The sequence below is a fragment of the Syntrophomonas sp. UBA5494 genome (genome assembly GCF_002426325.1).
The window spans coordinates 39,638-45,744 of record NZ_DIPG01000059.1 but is presented as its reverse complement, the minus strand read 5'-3'; the positions used below and the strand labels follow the sequence as shown (position 1 = coordinate 45,744).

8 protein-coding genes are annotated in these 6,107 nt (G+C 42.0%); all 8 read right to left on the bottom strand.

What is annotated here, in order from left to right:
• Window positions 1–474 (bottom strand): DUF2800 domain-containing protein (locus tag B3W37_RS07185; protein WP_483175200.1); only part of this gene is annotated, 474 nt, incomplete at its 3' end.
• Window positions 467–799, bottom strand: coding sequence for a DNA ligase (locus B3W37_RS07180; RefSeq protein ID WP_446818703.1), 333 nt, complete (start codon window positions 797–799; stop codon window positions 467–469). The genes B3W37_RS07185 and B3W37_RS07180, both read right to left, overlap by 8 nt.
• A complete protein-coding gene (locus B3W37_RS07175) occupies window positions 783–965 on the bottom strand; it encodes a hypothetical protein (protein ID WP_446818704.1) in 183 nt (60 codons plus the stop codon). Before B3W37_RS07175 ends, B3W37_RS07180 begins: the two co-directional genes overlap by 17 nt.
• 88 nt (window positions 966–1,053) lie before the next feature.
• Complete coding sequence (locus B3W37_RS07170) at window positions 1,054–1,551, bottom strand: RNA polymerase sigma factor (RefSeq protein ID WP_447182360.1); 498 nt, start codon at window positions 1,549–1,551, stop codon at window positions 1,054–1,056.
• A gap of 375 nt (window positions 1,552–1,926) precedes the next feature.
• Window positions 1,927–2,133 (bottom strand): hypothetical protein, encoded by a 207-nt coding sequence (locus B3W37_RS07165; protein ID WP_446818706.1) that lies wholly within the window; start codon window positions 2,131–2,133, stop codon window positions 1,927–1,929.
• 23 nt (window positions 2,134–2,156) lie between these two features.
• Window positions 2,157–2,951 (bottom strand): helix-turn-helix domain-containing protein, encoded by a 795-nt coding sequence (locus B3W37_RS07160; protein WP_446818707.1) that lies wholly within the window; start codon window positions 2,949–2,951, stop codon window positions 2,157–2,159.
• A gap of 209 nt (window positions 2,952–3,160) precedes the next feature.
• The gene (locus tag B3W37_RS07155) at window positions 3,161–5,023 is read right to left on the bottom strand and encodes an ImmA/IrrE family metallo-endopeptidase (RefSeq protein ID WP_446818708.1); all 1,863 of its coding nucleotides are present in this window, start codon (window positions 5,021–5,023) and stop codon (window positions 3,161–3,163) included.
• 140 nt (window positions 5,024–5,163) lie between these two features.
• A complete protein-coding gene (locus B3W37_RS07150; protein WP_483175199.1) occupies window positions 5,164–6,090 on the bottom strand; it encodes an HNH endonuclease in 927 nt (308 codons plus the stop codon).
• Window positions 6,091–6,107 lie beyond the last annotated feature (17 nt).

Below are 6,107 nucleotides of genomic sequence, written 5' to 3'. Positions count from 1 at the left end.
CTCCAGAGCACCCAAGGCGTATAATTTCATTTGCGGGTTGTCCTCTGATTCCACCAAAACGCCCTGGCCATGCTTATAATCAACAATGTGGAGCGTCCCATCAGCGATAATTAAAGCATCACCGGTACCAAAGCCGCCTTCAACGTATTTGGAGAAATCAAGACGCTGTTCAATAAGGACCATGGGGTCGGCGCATTCCTGCTTTGCCTTTTCCACAAGTTCTAAAATATAGGTGGCATAACCAGTAGCGCATTCTTCCATTTCCTCGTTATAGTAGGCAAGGCCGGCGGTGGGATCTTTAGCCTTTATGCCAAGAGCGGCTTTTAACTTGTACTCCCCCAGGGTATGAGCCTCCGTTCCTTCAGCGGCATAACTGCTGCCTTTATCCTCATATTGCTGGCTAAGTCTAGGTGCGGGAGGGCAATTTAACCAGATATGACTTGAAGATGCTGAAAGGAGTGCATGTTTACCCATCTCCCAATACCTCCGCCTCCGCAAGCAGTGCAGAATATTTGGCCGGGTCAATCTCACTAAGCTTCGCCGCACCATGCTTTTCTAAGAGAGCCTTAATCTCAGCGGTGTGACCGCTACGGGACTTCTCCGCAAGAACAGCCCTAACAGACTCTAATGTGAGAGGTTTTTCTGCTGGTGTAGAAGATTCTGTCTTTGGTTGTTCTTCTGCCTGAATACCACCGCTACCAGCTAATAAGTCAGCGAGAGAATCCGCTGCACTAATAAGTGATTGAGCAGCGTTTCGTAGTTCTGTTATCGCAAGCGATAGTTCACTCATCTTGCCCATCTGGTTTTCCTCCTTCCCCCTTAAATGCATCTTGCTGTTGAAGTGCGAGCAGCTTCTTAGCAAGTCGTCTGGACACTACGCTTATTGCGGCAAGAATACCAGCGAGTTCCTCATCAAACTCGGCATCACGCAGGACTGTATCTGTTCTGTTTGCCTTTGTTTGCATATGGTTACCTCCGTTTCCGGGGGAAATTATTCTCCCCTCGCCATCCACAGGACAGCAAGGGGAGGTTTGGCAACCAAGGCCGGAGTTTTTATTTTTTTGTTTCCATAAGTACACGTAGTTTTTCTAGGATTTTCTTCTTGCTTTTGTTCACACTTTGGTGTTTCAAGCCGATATCGGTTGCATAATCCCGCTCAGTTCGGCTCTTAAAGAAGAGGGCGTCTATAAGCGACCGCTCCTCCGGATCCAGCTCCTTTAGTGCCGCATACAGTTCTTCAAGGAGAAGTTTGTCCGCAACAAACTCAGCAATGTCAACGGGGTCGGTTATCTCGAAACCTTCTTCTTTAAATCTTTCTAGTGAGAGAGCACTGCCTGTTCGCTGCTTATCGCACTTACTGCAATCTTCAGTGCATCGTTTTGTTCTGCCTTTACCATCGCTAATGATGCATCTTTTCTCACGTTCTTTTCGCTTGTGTTCAGCCCAGATCGGACGTTTGTAGGCTCTGTACACCTCTTCACTTACTTTTACCTCTTGACCATCAATGGTGAGGTAATACTGCTTTGTTTCTTGATTGACTGTATTTTGCATTTTCGCGTCCTTTCCGTCCGAGGCATTGACGGTGGGACACAAAAAGAGCCTGTGGAGAAGATGTCCACAGGCCTCGCTTGTCCGAAAAATGGGCGCACGAAATCACGATGGGTGCATCTTCATTCCAAACACAGTCTTCATCACTGTGTTCTGAACTCTCTATGCATCCCGCCGTCCTAATGCGCATCTCGGACATTGAGATTTTATTTAGAAAGCATTGCTGCTTATCTATAAACTTAATGTAGCACGGATATTTTTTTGAAAATGGACATGTCATGTCCTGTCAAAACCTATGTAAATAAAAAAAACCGGAGTTATCTATTTCAGCCTTTTACGGCTTTCATAGATAACTCCGGCGGTTTGCTCCTCGATTGGTTACGGGGCAGATTGCGGTAGTTTCTCTTTATCAACTGCTATCGCAGCTTTTACTTGATGTACAACATCCTCCCAGGGAATGGTTATATATTTATACTTGCTAATTTTTTGTTCCAGATAAACCTTCTCGCCATCAACGATAACATCGCAGAATCGCTGGGGCGTTGGTCTGGAACTATGCAGATTTCGTATAGGTTGTTTAATCATATGCCTTCCTCCATACGCTCTAATTAAAATGGGATTGTATCATCATCTTCATCATCACTTATATCATCTTTCATAAAGGCATCAATTACATACTGAAGTTCATTTTTTAACCTTGGGTGCTTCATACGCTCGCTTACCGTTGTATACAGGTTTTCTACCAAATCTGCCAATGGAGATTTATCTTTATTACTGCACAGAAAATTTGCTCCAGTGCCTGGTGTATACATCCAAATTTCTTTTGCAAAAGCGTCTGGGTCATTTACCCTATGAACGGACTTGCTGATGCTCATAAGATAAAGGACCGATCCGTTTTTTAAACGTAAATTGAAGCAATCTCCATTAATATAGGTTTTACAATCAAAGGCGTTAGAAACAAAAACGACTCTTGAAACCTCATCAGGATAGTCGGACTCACCCTCTTCATAAAAAGTTTCGTAACTCAGAAGTGGATGATCCGAATTGCCATTTTTATCTGTTTCGGCTCGATTAAGTCGGTCTGCGGATTCTTTATTCCAATCCAATTTATCGTCTAAGGTGTCCTTATTTAATTTCTCGAGGAAAGACACCAGGTACCGTTCAGTTGGAGTCATTTCTGCAAGTTCTACATTCAACAATGTATCCATGCTGGTGTTCAAAGAATCTGCGACCTTCATAATAAACTCTATTCCCGGCTTTGTATTGCCGTCCTTGCTTATTCTGGAAATATATCCAGGACTAACACCAGCATCAGTCTCTAGTTCACCTATTTTTTTCCCGAACTCTTTCAAAAGGAAAGCTATGTTATCAAGCATCAACTGTTTATTGAATTCAGTGGTCATATCGGCATACTCCTTTCTACTATTTAATCAATATAATATCATTTCTTTACGTATCGGTCAATACTAATTATTCTCTTTACTATTTATTCAATTTAACTTTTGGTTTTGACTGAGACAAAAATCAAAAAAGCAGACCCTGTATTGCCACAAGTCTGCTTTCATATTATATGGACCGGACACGACATGTCCGTTTTTCATCGAAAATTATTTTAAATTTCTACGCCATATTGAGATAAATAATCTTGAACAGCCCATATAGGCTCTGGGTATTTAATGTGAAGTGCCTCATTAATCCATTGGTGATTTGGATTCAGCGGATTCAGCGAACACTGCAAAACAGCCATAAGTTTCTCACTGACAATAGGGGGAAGGTGGAGTCCGAAGCAGATAAGAGCCGCCGTTTCTACCCTTGGAGTCGTTTCACCCTTTACGGTTCGGCTGATGGTCTTTGGATCACGGTCGATTTCAAAACCTAGATCGGTATAATTCATTTCCCGCCACTTCAGCAACAGTTCAATACATTGTTCCGGGTCATCTGTCATCTGCTTCCGGATTTCAAGAGCCTCTTCCTGCTGCTTTTTCCTCATAGCAATCTGACGCTCCTGTGGCGCATTCTGGTAACCGTTATGATATTTGATTTCGAAGGTTATATCACTCGGCTCACGATTCAAGTAACACTCCGTATGGTATTTGTCTGCCACCTTGCTCGTAACGGTCATGTCAAAGACAAGGCAACATTCATCCATATGGGAGCGTGCATAATCGGTTAGTTCAAGCTTGCCATTTTCACCTGCCTGAACGTAAAGCGGAGCATTATATACATAGTGATTATCAATAAAGAGATAGTCACCGTTGTCAGTTAAAGCACGAAGCTCCTGGTTAAAGATACGTTCGACCGCCGCATCCTGGGCAGACAATGAGAATGTCTGGTTTACTCTTATAGACCCCTTTCGGAATCCATGGGGTTTAACATAATGACCGTCGATATATGTAAAGGTGCCGACAGCTTCTTCATACCCGGCATCTATCATACGGATTTTTGCTGAAATGCGGGATACACAGAAAAATATGGCCAAAGCATCAATGACAGGCTCCATTACATCAATAAGTTCAGATGTACCCATTTCCGCACGGAATCGCTTTATAAATTCAAAAGCCTTGGTCTTAAATGTCGAAAGTGGCATTTGAATCCTTGGTGCAAGAGCATTTGCCTGCCATTCCATCCAATCGGTCGCATCTTTACCATTGCCTTTTATGCCGCCTACCACTTGGCACTTTATCTGAGTGGCGTTTTCATTGTATAGCCGTTCCAGTTCAAAGGCTTTCCTGTGTTTATCCCAATGGACACACTCATGAATGATGGTATTATTAACAGACCCCAGATTGCGTAAAAAATATGCATCAGGGTCTACAAATATTGTGCCGCTTTTAACTTTTATCTGTTGGAAAGATGAACTGCTTTTATCGTAGTATTCCGTTTCGCAATCCCTGAAAAATACCTGGCCAAACGTAGAAAAATCGGAAGTGATATGTTTTAGCTGGACTAAAAGCCTCATGCGTTCTGCGAGAAGTGTAGGATCAATAGCCATTGGCTCGTATAAGGCTTCTTTATAATACTCCTCCAAAAAGGCTCGTGCTACAGCTTCCAATTGTTCTTTATATATAATGGGAACAAGTGAATCCGACATAGGATTATCTTGCTTACCGCGGTAGTTATATTCTTCCGTAGCAGAAATAGCGAAATCATCAAGGTCCTGAGAGAGGTCACCGGTACATGAAACTTTGAACCACTGTGTTTTTTCATCATGCCGGTCATTATGCCTGTCAGTTTCCGATATCTCAAACACAGCTTCAAGTAGAACATCAAATGCTATTTCCATACCTGGCAGATCATCTATAAAGACATGTTTGACTTCAATATCCGACAATTCAGCACTATCAATAGTACGCACCAGTTGGGAGGAGACATCAAGATCACTATAATTCTGTTCCAAATAGCCGGACACAGCATCATAAAGCTCGTTATAAAAACGACTTGCAACATAAGCTTTAAAAGAACGATCTCCTGCCATAGCCGACCCTCCCACACTTATTAATCCATCAGCTATTTTACGTTATGTGTGCTGCAATCAATCTCAAAAATAATTATCGACAGCTCGGTAAACTATTAATCATATCCAAAACATAACCTTCACTGGTTATTCATTATTACCTATCCTAAGTAAACATTCTCATTGTGCCATTCTAAATAAAACGGTTCTGGCAGCTGATCTTTTCGATCGGGCAAAATAATCAATTTACTGCCATGGTGGGCGTAATACACTTTACCATTGCCGAAATCTTCTTTTATGCGATGACTTACCTCTACAGTAAGATCCTTATCTATAGTTATATATCCTCGATCAAACAAGGTATGAAAATCTCGTCGCAAAAGCAATCCGTTGTTGATTTCATTAGGTCCTTCCAAGCTGTACGGCTTAATATGTGCAGCCTCCAATACGGGTAAGGTTTTCTCTCCTGTAATCGCACATCTCCGATGGTAAGCATCTGTGATCAGCACTTTAAAAGCTCCCTGCCCAATTCGAGGTTTTATAGTCTGTTCTTTTTCGTAGCGATTTTCAGAACTGTCCATTACAACAGGTTGTATCATGTTTTGATATTGAATTTTTTCCTGCACCTGTTTATAAAGAGCCAACCCAGTAAGCTCCTCGGTATCATAAGTTTTGCCTTGAACAATATTGCGGCTCCAGTTTTGCGGAACCCGAATCCAATTCTGTTCATCAAAATAGAAGGGCATAGACAGAATAATACATCCGATGTACGGGTCGGGATCTGATATCCGATTCGTTTTTCTATATTTATAAACCCTATTATTAAGTTCTAATAAACTTTTAGCCCCATTAGCAACACCAAATGCTTCCCAGGCTAATGAAGATGGCAAAATAGAAAACTTCAGGAAGAATCCACCACCCACAACATAATCGTTTGGGCTATGTAACTTAAATAGAAATAGTTCCCCTTCATCTAGGGCTTTAAAATTAGTGCGACCTCCCGGTTTCCAAAAGTTCACTTCATCGCAGTTTACCTGCGTTAAAGTCTTAAACCAGTCGTAATCAGTTATCCCAACATAAAATTTCATAAGAATTCGCATCCTAA

Excerpts from the sequence above, each read along its gene's own strand:
- B3W37_RS07170 (WP_447182360.1), bottom strand. The coding sequence starts at position 1,551 with ATGCAAAATACAGTCAATCAAGAAACAAAGCAGTATTACCTCACCATT.
- B3W37_RS07155 (WP_446818708.1), bottom strand. The coding sequence starts at position 5,023 with ATGGCAGGAGATCGTTCTTTTAAAGCTTATGTTGCAAGTCGTTTTTAT.
- B3W37_RS07175 (WP_446818704.1), bottom strand. The coding sequence starts at position 965 with ATGCAAACAAAGGCAAACAGAACAGATACAGTCCTGCGTGATGCCGAG.
- B3W37_RS07180 (WP_446818703.1), bottom strand. The coding sequence starts at position 799 with ATGGGCAAGATGAGTGAACTATCGCTTGCGATAACAGAACTACGAAAC.
- B3W37_RS07165 (WP_446818706.1), bottom strand. The coding sequence starts at position 2,133 with ATGATTAAACAACCTATACGAAATCTGCATAGTTCCAGACCAACGCCC.
- B3W37_RS07150 (WP_483175199.1), bottom strand. The coding sequence starts at position 6,090 with ATGAAATTTTATGTTGGGATAACTGATTACGACTGGTTTAAGACTTTA.
- B3W37_RS07160 (WP_446818707.1), bottom strand. The coding sequence starts at position 2,951 with ATGACCACTGAATTCAATAAACAGTTGATGCTTGATAACATAGCTTTC.